Genomic DNA, 14,308 nt, shown 5'->3' with positions numbered 1-14,308 from the left:
CCTTGAAGCCCTACACGAAGCGCAGCGCGATGGAGCCGAAGGGGCCGTAATCGGCATGGACCGTGTCGCCGGCCTTGACCGGCACCGGGCGGGTGAAGGATCCGGCGAGCACGACCTGCCCCGGTTCCAGCGCCACGCCATGCGGCGCGAAGCGGCGGGCGAGCCAGCAGATGCCGTTGGCCGGATGGTTCAGCACGCCGGCCGCCACGCCGGTCTCCTCGATCACGCCATTGCGGTAGAGCAGGGCGGCGGCCCAGCGCAGGTCGGTGTCCAGCGGCCGCATCGGCCGGCCGCCCATGACGATGCCGGCATTCGCCGCATTGTCGGAGATGGTGTCCATCACCTTGCGCGGGCGCTTGCTGTCGGGATCGACGCGGTGGCAGCGGGCGTCGATGATCTCCAGCGCCGGCACGACATAGTCGGTGGCCGACAGCACGTCGAACAGGGTGACGTTCGGCCCCTCCAGCCGCGATTTCAGGATGAAGGCCAGCTCGACCTCCACCATCGGGGCGATGAAGCGGTCGATGGCGATGTCGCCGCCGTCGGGGAACAGCATGTCGTCCAGCAGGGTGCCGTAATCCGGCTCGTCGATCTGCGAGGACTGCTGCATCGCCCGGCTGGTCAGGCCGATCTTGTGGCCGATGACCTTGCGCCCCCCGGCGATCTTCGCCTCCACCCAGCAGCGCTGGATGGCATAGGCGTCCTCGATGGTGATGTCGGGGTGGTCGAGGGAGATCTGGCGGGTCTGGACGCGGGTCTTCTCCGCTTCGTGCAGGCGCGCGGCGGCGGCCCGGACGGCATCGGAACTAAGCATGGGGAAAGCCTCGTCTCAAGCGGCCTTGTAGCGACCGTGGATGTTGTTGTGCTTCCAGGTGCCGGCCTCGCTGAATTCCTGGATTTCCAGCGACAGGGCGAGGAAGCGGCTGGCGAAGAGCGCGGCGAAATGGTCCCGGACCATGGCGAACAGTTCGTCGCCGGTCTTCTTCTGCTGCTCGGCGCTGCGGCCGGCGCCGATCTTCAGCGTCAGATGGACGAAAGCGTCGTCGGCCGTGCCGTCCGCCACGCAGAAATCGTCCAGCCGGATGGCGCGGGAGCGGATGCCGCCGGTGGGAAAGACGCCGCCCTGGGCGATCAGCACGGCGTTGGCCTTGCGCAGCAGCGCCGGAATGTCGGCTTGTACGCCGAGGTTGCCGGTATATTCGACGGTCAGATGCGGCATGGTCCGTCCCCCCGCCTCAGACCGAGAAGACGGCGTTGATCTGGCCGGTGCCGGAGGAGGCGAAATAGGGCGTGACGATGTCCACGCTGCCCTCGTAGCGGTCCCAGCCCAGCGCGCCGAACAGCATGGCGGTGTCGTGCATGTAGCCCTCGCCCCAGCATTTCTCGGCATACATCGGCAGCATGGCGGTGAAGGTCGCCCAGTCGCCGCGCTGCCACAGATCGACCACGCGCAGGTCGACCTGCTCCAGGAAGGGGTCCCACATCTTGTGCAGATATTGCTCCGACACGCCGTTCTGGGCGAAGCGGTGGGACAGCGAGCCGCTGGCGAGGATGGCGACGGTGCCGTCATACTCCTCCTCGATGGCGCGGCGGACGGCGCGGCCCAGCGTGGCGCTGTCCTTCAGGTCGTGGACGGTGCAGAGCGAGGAGACCGAAACCACCTTGAAGCGGCGGTCCTCGTTCATGTAGCGCATCGGCACCAGCGTGCCGTATTCCAGCGTCAGCGAGGTTTCCGAATGCGCCCGGGTGTTCACCCCGGCCGCCGTCGCGGTGCGGGCGAGCAGATGGCCGAGCGTCGGGTTGCCGTCATAGGCGTAGGGCAGGTTCTTGATGAAGTGCGGCAGCTCGTTGCTGGTGTAGACGCCTTCGAAATGCGCGGCACAATTGACGTGGTAGCCGGAATTGACCAGCCAGTGGGTGTCGAACACCACGATGGTGTCGACGCCGAGGTCGCGGCAACGCCGGCCGATCTCCTTGTGGCCGGCGATGGCGGCGTCGCGGCACCCCTTGTGCGGGCCGTCCAGTTCCGACAGGTACATGGACGGGACGTGGGTGATCTTGGCGGCGAGTGCGAGTTTGCCCATGCTTTCCTCCGGAATGCGGCCGGTTCGGCCCGGCTTGGCGATGGACCCCTGACAGAGTGTCAGCGGTTGGCGGTGATGCTGTCGGGGACGATGTGGTTGACGAGGCTGCCGATGCCCTCGATCTCAGTGGTGACGGTGTCGCCCGGCACGACGTCCGCCAGCCCTTCCGGGGTTCCGGTCAGGATGACATCGCCCGGCGACAGGGTCATGATCGACGACAGGTAGGCGATCAGGTGCGGCACGTCGAAGATCATGTCGCGCGTGCTGCCCTCCTGCGTCACCCGGCCGTTGACCAGGGTGCGCAGCGAAAGGTTCATCGGATCGGGCACGTCCGCCGCGTCCACCAGCCAGGGGCCGAGCGGCGTGCAGCCATCGCGGTTCTTCACCCGCAGGTTCGGGCGGTAGTAGTTTTCCAGATAATCGCGGATGGCGTAGTCGTTGGCGACGCTGTAGCCGGCGACCACCTCATAGGCGCGGTCGCGCGGCACGTCGCGGGCGGTGCGGCCGATCACCACCGCCAGTTCGCATTCGTAATGCATGAAGGTGGCGTCGGCCGGGCGCCGGGTGCTGGCCTGATGGCCGGTGATGGTGTTCGGCCCCTTCAGGAAGACCAGCGGCGTTTCCGGCGCCTTGAAGGCTAGCTCCTTCGCGTGGTCGGCATAGTTGAGGCCGAGCGCGAAGATGGTGCGCGGTTCCACCGGCGGCAGCCAGGTGACCGTTTCGGGGCCATCTCCATCCAGGGCGACCAGCCGGCCGTCGGACAACCGCAGCCGCCCCTCTTCCTCCACGGCCGCATGGACCGTGCCGTCCAGCAGGATGCGGGCGCGCTTCATGGCGTTTCTCCTTCCGCCGCGGCGTCTTCGATGGCGATGTCCAGCGGGGCGAAGCCGTCGATCTCCAGCCGGACGCGGTCGCCGGCCCCGGCCTGCGGCCCGTTCAGCGCGATCCCCAGATGCAGGATATCGCCGGCCCGCAGGGTCATGAAGCCGGTCACCTCGGCCAGCAGCCGGGCCGGCGGGCGGACCAGATCGGACAGGCTGCGCTCCGCCGCCAAGGTGCCGTTGACGAGCGTGCGCAGGGTCAGCGCCTCCGGCCCCGCCACCGCCGCGTAGGGCAGCGTCCCGCCCATCGGGCAGGAGCCGTCGAAGCAGCGTTCGCGCACCGGCGGCCGGTAGACCGACGGGTTGGGCAGGCTGACGTCCAGGATCGGGCGCAGCCCGGCAACCGCGTCGGTCGCCGTGGCCTCGTCCAGGGCGGTGGCGTCGCGGCCGATGACGAGGCCCAGCGTCGCCGCCACCTCCACCCGCTCCGCCCCGCGCGGCAGCCGCACAGTGGCGCCGTTGCCGACATGGGTGTTGTAGGGCTTGATGTAGAGGATCGGCGCCTTCGGCGGCGCGCCGTAGGGCGGCTGCGACAGGGCGGGGCCAAGGCGGTCCAGAGTGGGGCGGTCGTTCAGGATCACCCCGTAGACCATTCCCTGGGCCATTCCCTGGGCCATTCCCTGGGCCATTCCCTGAGGGGAAGTGGTTTGCATGGTGTCAGCCTCCGAAGGCATGGACGAGCCACAGGCAGATGCCCGGCACGAAGACGATCAGCAGGATGCGCAGCAGGTCGGATGCCAGGAAGGGCATGACGCCCCAGGCGGTTTCGCGCATCGGTACGCCACGCGCCAGCCGGTTGATGACATAGAGGTTCATGCCGACCGGCGGATGGACGAGGCCGATCTCCACCACCATCAGCGCCAGGATGCCGAACCAGATCGATTTGTCGCTGGCGTCCATGCCGAAGAAGTCGAGGCCCATCACCACCGGGTAGAAGATCGGGATGGTCAGCAGGATCATCGCCAGCGAATCCATCACGCATCCCAGCAGGATGTAGATGCCGATGATGCTGAACAGGACCAGCAGCGGCGGCATGCCGCTGTCGCGCACCCAGGCGGCCAGCTCCACCGGCATCTGCGACACCGCCAGCGCGGAGTTCAGCAGGTCGGCGCCGATCAGCACGACGAAGATCATCGCGGTCGCCTGGGCGGTGCCGTAGATGCTGGCGACCAGCTGCGGCCAGCGCATGCCACCGGAGGCGACGGCGATGATGCCGCAGGCGGCGGCACCGATGGAGGCGGCCTCCGTCGGGTTGGCCCAGCCGTCATAGATGCCGACGATCACCACCAGGAAGACCAGCAGCACCGGCAGCACGCCGAGCTGGGCGCGCAACCGCTCCGACCAGGGCAGCGGGGCGCTGGCCGGGCCGGCGGCCGGGTTGCGCCGCACGATCAGCGCGATCACCGCGAGATAGCCGAGTGCGGCGATGATTCCGGGAACCACCGCGGCGACGAACAGCTTGCCGATGGATTCCTGCGTCAGCACCGCATAGACGACCAGTGGCACCGAGGGCGGGATCAGGATGCCCAGCGTCCCGCTGGCCGCCAGCGTTCCGGTCGCCAGCCGCCCGGAATAGCCGCGCGCCTGCAATTCCGGCAGCGCCACCTGACCCATGGTGGCCGCGGTTGCCAGCGACGATCCGCAGATGGCGCCGAAGGCGGCGCAGGCGGCGGTGGAGGCCATCGCCAGACCGCCGCGCCAATGGCCGATCAGGGCGCCGGCGGCGCGGAACAGCGCCTTCGACAGCCCGCCATGGGTGGCGAACTGGCCCATCAGCAGGAACAGCGGGATGACCGACAGGTCGTAGTTCGACAGCCGGGCGAAGGCGAGGTTGTTGAGGGTGAACAGCAGGGCGGCGGTCTGGCCGTCGTTGATGGTCAGGTAGATGGCGGCGCCGGCGATGAACATCGCCACGCCGATATGGACGCGCAGCGCCAGCATGCCCATCAGCCCGGCGAAGCCGGCAAGTCCGATTGCGGTTCCGCTCATCGTGCCACCTCCGCCGTGCCGGCCGTCTGTCGTTCGTTGGATGTCAGGTCGCGCCAGCCGCGGCTCAGCGCGCACAGCGCCGTCAGGACGAGGCTGGGCAGCATGGCGAGCATCGGTATCCAGACCGGCAGGCCCAGAAGCGGCGTCACCTCTCCCGCCTCGCGGATGTCGATCACCTGGAGGCCGGTGCGCCAGACCAGCAGCAGGGCCAGCGCGCCGAGCAGCAGGTCGGCCACGGCGTCGAGCAGCCGGCGCATCCAGGCCGGGGCGGTTTCGGTGAAGAAATCGACGCGCAGATTCTCACCCAGGATGGTGCAGAGCGGCAGGAAGGCGCAGGCGGCCACGGCAGTGCCGACCTGCATCAGCTCCACGTCGCCGGTGATCGGCAGGTTGGCCAGCTTGCGCCCGAAGATGGACAGCAGCGACATGCCGATCAGCGCCATGAAGATGCCGCCGCCGGCCAGGGCGAAGCCTTTCGCCGCAAGCAGCAGGGTGCGCTCGCCCGCGGCCCTTGGCCGGAAGTCCGGGCTTCCGATGGGTTCATGCATGATGAAGGGTCTCCGCGAAGGGGATCAGCGGGCGGCGAGCGCGCGGGCGTCGGCAACCAGGGCGGCGCCGTCGATGCCCCGCTTGGCGATGTCCTGGCGCCATTCGGCTTCGACCGGCGCCGCGGCGGCGCGCATCGCCTCGTAATCCGCGGGATCCTGGTTCTGGATGGTGCCGCCGTCCCTGGCGACCAGGGCCCGGGTGTCGGCGGTCACACGGTCCCAGACCTGGCCGAAGCTTTCGACCAGCGCCGGGCCGCTGTTGCGGTCGATCACCGCCTTCAGGTCGGCCGGCAGCGACTGGTAGCGCTCCTTGTTCATCAGCAGCGTCAGGACCGTGGTGGAGTAGTAGGGCTGGCCGGCCGGCGGCTGGGTATGGAACCTGGTCACTTCCTGCAGCTTGGTCGGCGTCACCACCTCCCAGGCCCCCATGGCGCCGTCGACGATCCCCTTGGAGATCGCTTCGGTCACCTGGGCGGGCGGCATGTTGACGGGGGTGGCGCCCAGCGCGGTCAGCAGCTTGGACACCATGCGCGTCGAGGCGCGCAGCTTCTGCCCCTTCAGGCTGTCCACCGCGGCGATCGGCTTGCCGGCGGTGTGGAAGGCGACGCCGCCGTCGACATGGACCGCCAGCACCTTGTAGGCGGCGAACTCCTCCACCGCGTGGTGCTGGTAGAAGTCCCAGGCCGCCCGGCTGCCCGACAGCCCGTTGCGCACGACGAAGGGCAGTTCCATCGTCTCGATGACCGGGAAGCGGCCGGCCGAATAGCCGGGAGCGGTCCAGACGATGTCGGCGACGCCGTTCTTCGCCAGATCGACCAGCTGCGCCGGCGTGCCGCCGAGCTGCATCGCCGGATAGAACTGGCAGGTGATGCGTCCGCCCGACTGCTCGCCCAGGGTCTTGCACCAGGGCTCCAGCACCTGTTTCTGCGCCGGCGCACCCGGCGGCAGGAAATGCGTGATCTTCAGCGAGACGCCATCGGCGGCGGCTACGGAGGTGGCGGCAATGGTTAAGGCGGCAAGCGGCAGCAGCGTGGCCAGGGCGAGCGCCGCCGGCCGGATCGTTTTCAGCATGGGGTTTCCTCCACCGATGCGCGGGGGATCGGGCAGACCGAAGGGTCCGCCCGTCTTCTTGTCGGCGCGTTGTTCATTGATGGTGCGTGATGCTATTAACGAGTTAAACATTAACATGTTAAACAGTCAAGGGCGATATGTGCGCCTTGGCGCGCCGGCCGCTTCAGAAGGTCAGTCCATTGCCGGGTAGAGACCGCGGGTGCCCGCCATCAGCCGCGTCAGGCCGAGAAGGGCGTCGAGGTTGGGGGTCGCCTGCCCCAGGCGACCGGCGATCTCCTTCACCGCCCCCAGCAGCGCGTCGATTTCCAGCGGCTTGCCGGCCTCGGTATCCTGGAGCATCGACGTCTTGAAGGCTCCAAGCCGGCGGGTCACCGCGTTGCGGTCCTGGCCGCTCTGTTCGATCGGGCAACCGATGAGGCGCCCCAGTTCGGCCGCCTCCGCCATCACCGACAGGCAGAAGCCGCTGACCAGCGGATCGTCGAGAATCCGGTCACAGGTGGCGCCGGTCAGCGCCGACACCGGATTCATCGTCATGTTGCCCCACAGCTTGTACCAGATGTCTGCCTGGATCCGCGTGGAGGACTGGACCTCGAATCCGGCTGCGGTCAGGCAGTCCGCCAGCCTGCCGAGGCGGGCCGACAGGCTGCTGTCCAACTCGCCCACGATCAGCCGCTTGCCGAAGCCGTGGCGCACCAGACCGGGTTCGGCAACCGAGCATGTGGCATGGACGACGCAGCCGACGACTGCATCATCCGGGATGGCGTCGGCGATCCGCCGGCCGGGATCGACGCTGTCGAGCGGCATCCCGGCGAGCGGCCCGCCGAAGCGGTGGAAGAACCACCAGGGCACGCCGTTCATCGCCGGCAGAACCATGGTCTCCGTCCCGATCAGAGGGGTCAGCGACTGGGCGAGGCCGGGCAGCGACTGCCCCTTCACGGCGATGACGACGAGATCCTGCGGTCCCAGCGCCGTCAGGTCATCGGCCACCCGGACGGACCCCATGATCTGCCCGTCCGCGGTGGCGAGCCTCCAGGGACCGGCGCGCAGGGCGTCGGCGGTGGCGCCGCGCGCCAGGACCGACACGTCGCAGCCGGCCTGGGCCAGACGGATGCCGATGAGGCCGCCGATGGCGCCGGCCCCGATGATGCAGGTCTTCATCGACGTCTTGTCTCCGCGGTTCAGAGGGGATGATCAGCGCCGCCGCAGCGTTTCCGACGGCGTCTCGCCATAGCGGCGGCGGTAGTCGCCGGCGAAGCGTCCGAAATTGCCGAAGCCCCAGCGCAGGGCGATGTCGGCCACGCTTCCGGCTCCCGTGCCCCCGGCTCTTGGGCCTTGCAGCAGATCGTCCCGCGCGGCGGCCATGCGGATGTCCCGCAACTGCTGCATGGGGGACTGGTCGCGGAAATTGCGGAAGCCGGCGGTCAGGGTCCGGATGCTGACGCCGGCCGCCTCGGCGATCTCCGCCAGGGTCAGCGGCTCCCCGGCGTTGGCGCGCATGAACTCCTCGGCCGCCCGGACATGACGCGGGGCAGGAGCGGCAGGCGTGCCCGCCATCTGCTCCGCCCCGCTATGCTCATGTCCGGTCAGCAGCATCAGCATCGCGGTCTCCTCCAACTGTCTCCGCAGAAGGTCGGGCAGAGCCGGGGCCGGGCCCAGGGCGGGGTCATGTCCGGCGGAGGGGGCGGTACAGGACAGCACCATCCGGACCACCGCCTGCCAGCGGGTGTGCATGGCGGTTCCCGGCCGGATGCAGGGTGCGAATTCGAGTGGCCGGGCGGGGGCCTTGCCGGTCAGCCGCTCGTACAGGCCGTCCAGCGCCGCGATCCCGAGCCGGAGATGCAGCCGCTCGCTGTCGGCGCTGAAGCGCTTCCTCACCGGCGACCTCGCGGAATCGACGACCATCAATCCCGGTCCGCCGCTGAAGCTTTGCGCCTGCGTGTCGATCTCGGACCAGCCGCTGACCTGCGTCGTCACCAGGATGAAGCGGCCGGTCGGCACCTGCGACAATTCCACCCCGGTGTTGAAACGCAGCAGGGCCATGCTCCCCGACCAGCCGACCCGCAGCCGCATGCGGAAATCGCGCGGCGGCCCGATCACCCGCATCCGGTGCGGGGTGTAGTTGCGGAACAGACGCTCAGAGGCGCAGTCGGGGTCGCTGGTGATCCAGTCCCCCGTCTGGTCGCCGGCCTGGGAGGCCAGGACCCGTCCCGCCTCCAACCCCAGCAGCCGGGCTTCGGTGGCCGACCGGCTCGTTTCGTCCCGACCGCATCCGTTCATTGTTCGCCAGCCCTCTTGTGGAGTATGCGAACAATAAAACGATTAACATGTTAATCAGTCAAGGCCCCTTTGGAACGGGATTTTGGAACGGGGCGCTGGACTTTGTCCGTCACGACCGATAGGTCGGGTCGATGCGGTCGATGATGCGGGTGAGCGCTGCGAAGGCGTCTTCGCCGGCCCCGTATTTCGGATCGAAATTCAGGCTGTCGGCGACGCATTTCTCCAGCACCGCTACCGGGATTGGCCGCGCCCGGCCCATCGAATGAGTGGCCATCTGGATCTCGCAGGCGCGGTTGACCAGCCACATCAGTGAGAAGGCCTGGGCCAGTGTGGCGCCGACCACCACCGGGCCATGGTTGCGCAGCAGCAGGACCGGCTTGTCGCCGGCACTGGCCAGGATGCGCCGCCCTTCGTCGAGATGGACGGTGATCCCCTCGAAATCATGGTAGGCGACCTTGCCGTAGAGCTGGGCGGCGTAGAAGTTGGTGAAGGCCAGCCCGTCCTCCAGGCAGCAGACAGCCTGCGTCTCCGTGGTATGGACATGCATCACGCAATGGGCGTCCGGCAGGGTCGCATGGATGGCGCCGTGGAAGGTGAAGCCGGCCGGATTGATCGGCCAGTCCGAATGGCCGACGATGTTTCCCTCCACATCGACCTTCACGAGGTTGGAGGCGCGGACCTCCGAATAATGCAGGCCGAACGGGTTGATGAGGAAGTGGCCGGGTTCGTCCGGAACCCTGAGCGAGATGTGGTTGTAGATCAGCTCCGACCAGCCGAGATGGTCGAAGATACGGTAGGCCGCGGCCAGCTTGACGCGGGCCTGCCATTCGGCCGGGCTGAAACGGGCGGGCTGTTCGAAATAGCGGGGAGCCGTGCTCATGTCCGGTCTCGTTGTTCCTGGTTGGTGGGACGCCGAAATTGGCGGGGCCGTCAGCGGGGCCGTCAGTGGGGTCGGGGGGCCAGTTGCCGGGCCGCGGCGGCGAGAGGGGCCGCGTCGATGCCCTTGGCCGACGCCTGGGCGATCCATTCGGTGGTGACCGGCTCCAGCTTCTTCAGCACCTCGTCATAGGCGCTGCCCGACAGCACGGTGACCGATTGCCCCTCTGCCTTCACCTTGTCGCGCGTCGCGGCGATGGTGGCGTCCCAGGCCCGTCCGAAGCGCTCGACGAGGACCATGCCGCTGTTCTTCTCAAGGATCGCCTTCAGGTCCGCGGGCATGGCGTCGAAGCTCTTCCTGTTCATCAGCAGGGCCAGAACGGTGGCGCCCAGGGCAGGCTCGTCAGGTGAGGTTTCCAGATGGAAGCGGGTGACTTCGTCCAGCTTGGTCGGGCCGATGACCTCCCAGACCGCGGATGCACCGTCCACCACACCCTTGGAGATCGCCTCGGTCATCTGGGCGGGCGGCATCGCGACGGGGGTGGCGCCAAGCTCCGTCAGGGTGCGGGCAATGGTGCGGTTCGGCGCGCGCAGCTTCAACCCGGCGAAATCCGCCGCCTTGGCAACCGGCCTGTTCGCGGTGTGGACGGTCATGCCGCCGTCGCCATGCAGGGCCAGCACCTTGTAGGCGGCGTATTCATCCTGGAGATGCGCCTGGTAGAAGGTCCAGATCGCGCGTCCGCCCGCGAGGCCGCCGACCGGCAGCATGCCCGGAAGCTCCAGTACCTCGGTCTTGGGGAAGCGGCCGGCGGAATAGCCGGGGGCCGTCCAGACGATATCGGCCACGCCGTTGCGCGCGAGATCGACCAGTTGGGCCGCCGTGCCGCCCAGTTGCAGCGCAGGATAGAACTGGCAGCGGATGCGGCCGCCGGATTCCCGGCCGAGATCGTCGCACCACGGCTCCAGAACCTGCCTTTGCACCTGCGCCACGCCGGGCAGGAAATGCGCGATCTTGAGCGTCACGGTTTCGGCCGCTTGGGCGGTGGCCGACGCCATCAGTCCTGTGGCAAGTACGATTGCGGACGTAAGCGTGCGCAGACTGCTCATCCCTTGAACCTCCCTTTGGCTTGGCTTTTCTGTCCGCCGGTGGTGTTCACGACGGTATTCGCCGAGGGTAGGCGGGGCTGGCGTCTTGCTCTATCCGCGACGGGCAGGCGCTGTCCGGAACAGGCGGAAATTTTGCGATAGATTTTTGCTCTGTCGAAAGTGAAAGCTTGTTCGTGACGGACTCGTCCTGACCGATGCTGCGCGAGATGCGGCTTTAAGTTGAACGTGGGTGTTGCAGGCGTTGTCACGAGAACGGTGGCGGCCCGTCGGCAATGAGGTTACCGTTCTCGGATGACGCGGATCTCGTACGCCCGCCATCAATTCCCACCAGCCGTGATCCAGCAAGCCGTCCGGCTTTATCTTCGGTTCACGTTGAGCTACCGGGATATCGAGGAGTTGCTGGCCGAACGCGGCGTGGACGTATCCTACGAGACCGTACGCCGTTGGGTTCTGAAGTTCGGCCCGCTCATTGCGCGCAATCTCCGAAGCCTGCGGCCAAAGCCCAGTTCACGCTGGCATTTGGATGAGATGGTGGTGCGCGTCGACGGGAAATATGTGTATCTGTGGCGAGCCGTCGATGACGAGGGCGAGGTGCTGGAGGTTCTTATCCAGCGCCGGCGGAACAAGACGTCAGCCTGCAAGCTGCTCAAGAAGCACGGCTTCGTGCCCACTCTGGTCACCACGGACAAGCTCCGGTCCTGCGCGGCCGCCTTCCAAGAGATCGGCCTGACGACGCGCCATGAGCAGGGTCGGCGCACGAACAACCGGGCCGAAGTCTCGCACCAACCGATCCGGCGACGCGAACACAAGATGCAGCGTTTCAAATCACCGGGCTTTGCCCAGCGCTTTGTTTCTCTGCATGCCGCCGTCTACAACACCTTCGACCTTCCAGCGCCATTTGGTCTCCCGCCGCACCTTGCGCATCTTCCGGGCGCAGGCAATGGCCGAGTGGCTGGCCGCGACCGCGGCGGCGTGACGCAGTCGGAAGATGCCAGGCTCTTTTGCAGGCCGGTTCAGTTCGTGTGACAATTCCCCGTCAACAGCAGCGTCAATCCACCACAAAGTGTGGGGCAGACTGTAGGAGATACATGCTCCGGAGACGAAAAAGCCCAAGCAAACCAGTTGCTTGGGCTAAATCCGTGGCGGAGGGAGAGGGATTCGAACCCTCGATACCCTTTTGGGGTATACACACTTTCCAGGCGTGCGCCTTCGACCACTCGGCCACCCCTCCGCAGAGGCCCGCGTTATAGCCAGAGGTTCGCGGCGATGCAAGCCTCCGTTTCACGCGGGCGACGTTTTTTTGGCGGCGCGTCAAACCACCCCGATTTCATCCACAAGGGCACCGACGGTGCGGCACAGCAGGTCAAGGTCCTGGGGACGGGACAGGCGGTGGTCGCCGTCCTTCACCAGCGTGACCCGGACATCGTCGCCGGTCAGCGCCTCGGCGATGCGCAGGCTGAGCTGCCAGGGAACGTCGGGGTCGCACTGGCCGTGCAGCAGGCGGACGGGGCCGCCGAAGGCGATGGGGCCGCGCAGCAGCAGATGGTTGCGGCCGTCCTCGATCAGGGCGCGGGTGATCGGCTGGGGTTCCGGGCCATACTCCGACGGGCGGTTCCAGACACCCTCCTCCATGATCCGCCGCCGGATGCCGGGTTCGAAGATGTCCCACATCAGGTCTTCGGTGAAGTCGGGAGCCGGCGCGATGCCGACCAGCCCGGCGACCCGCTCCGGCCGGCGCAGGGCGGTCAGCAGCATCATCCAGCCGCCCATGGAGGAACCGACCAGGATCTGCGGCCCCGCCGTCACCTGGTCCAGCACCGCCAGCGCGTCGTCGGCCCACAGGCCGATGGTGCCGTCGGCGAACCGGCCGCTGGAGGCGCCGTGGCCCTGATAATCGAAGCGGGTGAAGGACAGGCCGCGCTCCACCGCCCAGGCCTCCAGCGCCGTCGCCTTGCCGCCGGTCATGTCGGACATGAAGCCACCCAGGAACATCACGCCCGGCTTGCCCTGCCCGGACGGGCCGGCAGGGGTGTGGTGATAGGCTATGGTCGCGGCACCGCGCGTTAGGCTATGGTGCGCGCCGCCCGGATGGGCTGCGGTTTCGGTCATACGGTCACCTTCGACAACGGACACCGGCACGCGGTCGGGCACCGGGCTCGATGGCGGTCCGGCATGCCGGGGCCCGCGGCCGGTCCCGGGCCGCCCCTTGCGAGCAGCCGGCATCATGGATTTCGACCCCCACCTTACCACCGACCATTCCCCGCGCAACGCGGACGCCCATCAGGACACCCCTGCCCCCGACTGGCCCGGGCACTGGCCGGGTGGCCGGGCGCCGACGGTGCTCCAGGTGGTGCCGACACTGGTCACCGGCGGGGCGGAGCGCGGCTGCGTCGACATGGCGCTGGCCTTGCAGGCCGCCGGCGGCACGCCGCTGGTGGCGTCGCAGGGCGGGCCGATGGTGCGCGAACTGGACCGCGCCCGCATCCCCCATCTGACCCTGCCGCTGGCCTCCAAGAACCCGCTGACCATCCGCCGCAACGCCCGCCGGCTGGCCGCCATCATCCGCGAACACAAGGTGGACATCGTCCACGCCCGCTCCCGCGCGCCGGCCTGGAGCGCGTGGCTGGCCTGCCGGGAGACCGGCGCCCGCTACATGACCACCTTCCACGCCCCCTACAATTTCGGATCGGGGCCGGTCGGCGGGCGGTTGAAGCGCTGGTACAATTCGGTGATGGCGCGGGGCGAGCGGGTGATCGCCATCTCCGGCTTCATCCGCGACCATGTGCTGGGCAACTACCCGGTCGACCCGCAACGGGTGCGCGTCATCCACCGCGGCATCGACCGCGGTGTCTTCGCCCCCGACCGGGTCAGCCCGGCGCGGCTGGTGACGCTCGCCAAGCAATGGAACCTGCCGGACGACCGGCCGGTGATCCTGCTGCCCGGCCGGCTGACCCGCTGGAAGGGTCAGATCGTCCTGATCGATGCGCTGGCCAGGCTGGGGCGCAAGGACGTATTGGCGCTGCTGGTCGGTTCCGACCAGGGCCGCACCGGCTACCGGGAAGAGCTGGAGAACCGCATCGCCGGCGCCGGCCTGCGCGGCGTGGTGCGGATGACCGACCATTGCAGCGACATGGCGGCGGCCTACCTGTTGTCGACGGTGGTCGTCTCCGCCTCGCGCGAGCCGGAAGCCTTCGGGCGGGTCATCGTGGAGGCGCAGGCGATGGGCAAGCCGGTGATCGTCTCGGCCATCGGCGCCTATCAGGAGACCGTCGTCCCCGGCGAGACCGCCTGGGTGGTGCCGCCGGACGATCCCGACGCGCTGGCCCGGGCGCTGGACGAGGCCTTGTCGCTGACGCCGGAACAGAGGGAAGCCATCGGCACCCGCGCCATGGCCTTCGTCGCCGACCGCTATACCAAGGACCGCATGTGCGCCGACACGCTGGCGGTCTATGCGGAGTTGCTGCAACCACGCTGA

The 14,308-nt window shown here is 68.1% G+C and carries 14 protein-coding genes, 1 tRNA gene and 1 pseudogene; 2 read left to right on the top strand and 14 right to left on the bottom strand.

Going from position 1 to position 14,308, the window contains the following annotated elements; all coding sequences use genetic code 11:
* Positions 1-10 precede the first annotated feature (10 nt).
* The 12 genes from hpaH to J2848_RS18555 form a co-directional block, all read right to left on the bottom strand.
* The gene (gene hpaH, locus J2848_RS18610; protein ID WP_149234644.1) at positions 11-814 is read right to left on the bottom strand and encodes a 2-oxo-hept-4-ene-1,7-dioate hydratase; all 804 of its coding nucleotides are present in this window, start codon (positions 812-814) and stop codon (positions 11-13) included.
* 15 nt (positions 815-829) lie between these two features.
* Positions 830-1,219: a 5-carboxymethyl-2-hydroxymuconate Delta-isomerase gene (locus J2848_RS18605; RefSeq protein WP_149234645.1), complete on the bottom strand. Its 390-nt coding sequence runs from the start codon at positions 1,217-1,219 to the stop codon at positions 830-832.
* Between the two features lie 16 nt (positions 1,220-1,235).
* On the bottom strand, positions 1,236-2,084 hold the full coding sequence (gene hpaD, locus J2848_RS18600) for a 3,4-dihydroxyphenylacetate 2,3-dioxygenase (RefSeq protein WP_149234646.1): 849 nt from the start codon (positions 2,082-2,084) through the stop codon (positions 1,236-1,238).
* A gap of 59 nt (positions 2,085-2,143) precedes the next feature.
* Complete coding sequence (locus J2848_RS18595) at positions 2,144-2,917, bottom strand: fumarylacetoacetate hydrolase family protein (RefSeq protein ID WP_149234647.1); 774 nt, start codon at positions 2,915-2,917, stop codon at positions 2,144-2,146.
* Positions 2,914-3,618, bottom strand: coding sequence for a fumarylacetoacetate hydrolase family protein (locus J2848_RS18590; RefSeq protein WP_170307248.1), 705 nt, complete (start codon positions 3,616-3,618; stop codon positions 2,914-2,916). The genes J2848_RS18595 and J2848_RS18590 overlap by 4 nt, the downstream gene beginning before the upstream one ends.
* A 4-nt stretch (positions 3,619-3,622) precedes the next feature.
* Positions 3,623-4,954, bottom strand: a complete 1,332-nt coding sequence (locus J2848_RS18585; RefSeq protein WP_149234649.1) for a TRAP transporter large permease — start codon at positions 4,952-4,954, stop codon at positions 3,623-3,625.
* Positions 4,951-5,502, bottom strand: a complete 552-nt coding sequence (locus J2848_RS18580; protein WP_149234650.1) for a TRAP transporter small permease — start codon at positions 5,500-5,502, stop codon at positions 4,951-4,953. Before J2848_RS18580 ends, J2848_RS18585 begins: the two co-directional genes overlap by 4 nt.
* Positions 5,503-5,526: 24 nt before the next feature.
* On the bottom strand, positions 5,527-6,573 hold the full coding sequence (locus J2848_RS18575; protein WP_149234651.1) for a TRAP transporter substrate-binding protein: 1,047 nt from the start codon (positions 6,571-6,573) through the stop codon (positions 5,527-5,529).
* 171 nt (positions 6,574-6,744) lie between these two features.
* On the bottom strand, positions 6,745-7,731 hold the full coding sequence (locus J2848_RS18570) for a 2-dehydropantoate 2-reductase (RefSeq protein WP_149234652.1): 987 nt from the start codon (positions 7,729-7,731) through the stop codon (positions 6,745-6,747).
* A gap of 33 nt (positions 7,732-7,764) precedes the next feature.
* Positions 7,765-8,850, bottom strand: coding sequence for a helix-turn-helix transcriptional regulator (locus J2848_RS18565; RefSeq protein WP_149234653.1), 1,086 nt, complete (start codon positions 8,848-8,850; stop codon positions 7,765-7,767).
* Positions 8,851-8,959: 109 nt separating this feature from the next.
* Positions 8,960-9,730 (bottom strand): class II aldolase/adducin family protein, encoded by a 771-nt coding sequence (locus J2848_RS18560; RefSeq protein ID WP_149234654.1) that lies wholly within the window; start codon positions 9,728-9,730, stop codon positions 8,960-8,962.
* 62 nt (positions 9,731-9,792) lie between these two features.
* Positions 9,793-10,833: a TRAP transporter substrate-binding protein gene (locus tag J2848_RS18555; RefSeq protein WP_170307249.1), complete on the bottom strand. Its 1,041-nt coding sequence runs from the start codon at positions 10,831-10,833 to the stop codon at positions 9,793-9,795.
* Between the two features lie 291 nt (positions 10,834-11,124).
* Between J2848_RS18555 and J2848_RS18550 the strand changes: the two are divergent.
* Positions 11,125-11,809 (top strand): annotated as a pseudogene (locus J2848_RS18550) (IS6 family transposase).
* Positions 11,810-11,973: 164 nt separating this feature from the next.
* On the opposite strand, the gene J2848_RS18545 reads toward J2848_RS18550, so the two are convergent.
* Positions 11,974-12,064: transfer RNA gene (locus J2848_RS18545), tRNA-Ser, on the bottom strand.
* A gap of 80 nt (positions 12,065-12,144) precedes the next feature.
* Entirely contained in the window at positions 12,145-12,942 is a 798-nt protein-coding gene (locus J2848_RS18540) for an alpha/beta hydrolase (RefSeq protein ID WP_149234655.1), read from the bottom strand.
* Between the two features lie 115 nt (positions 12,943-13,057).
* Between J2848_RS18540 and J2848_RS18535 the strand changes: the two genes are divergently transcribed.
* On the top strand, positions 13,058-14,308 hold the full coding sequence (locus J2848_RS18535) for a glycosyltransferase family 4 protein (protein WP_149234656.1): 1,251 nt from the start codon (positions 13,058-13,060) through the stop codon (positions 14,306-14,308).

The organism is Azospirillum lipoferum (assembly GCF_024170005.1).
Taxonomy (GTDB): domain Bacteria; phylum Pseudomonadota; class Alphaproteobacteria; order Azospirillales; family Azospirillaceae; genus Azospirillum; species Azospirillum lipoferum.
Note: the sequence above shows the minus strand (reverse complement) of the source record. Positions and strands in the feature narration are given on the sequence as shown.